1 protein-coding gene is annotated in these 390 nt (G+C 66.4%); it reads right to left on the bottom strand.

The genetic code is table 11. The features are described from left to right. Positions 1–390, bottom strand: a 390-nt coding sequence (locus tag HU729_RS26080; protein ID WP_186711929.1) for an AMP-binding protein, incomplete at both ends; no start/stop codon positions are given.

Here is a 390-nt window from a genome sequence, read left to right as displayed (position 1 = left end):
CTGTTGATCAGGCGCACCCGATCCCGCGCTGCCAGCTCCGGCAACTCCAGGGCGTTGCGCGCCCCCACGATGAAACCGCCACCGGCCAGGGTCACGAACAGCTCCCACACCGACAGGTCAAAGCAGATCGAGGTGCTGGCCAGCACGCCCTGGATATCGGCCTGGCTGTACACCTGCTGCGACCAGGCCACCAGCGCGGCGACGTTGCGGTGGGCGATGGCCACGCCTTTAGGCCGACCGGTGGAACCGGAGGTATAGATCACATAGGCCAGATTGTCGGCCACGGCACGGGCTGGCAGGTCGCTGTCGTCGCCATCCAGCGTCAACTCATCAAGCAGCACGGTTGCGAAGGCGCCGTCTACCGCCAGTGCATCGAGCACCGCGCGTTCG

This window comes from Pseudomonas sp. RW10S2, assembly GCF_014268985.1.
In the GTDB taxonomy this organism is placed as follows: domain Bacteria; phylum Pseudomonadota; class Gammaproteobacteria; order Pseudomonadales; family Pseudomonadaceae; genus Aquipseudomonas; species Aquipseudomonas wayambapalatensis.
The sequence above is the reverse complement of the archived record's forward strand: the minus strand, read 5'-3'. Positions and strand labels throughout refer to the sequence as shown.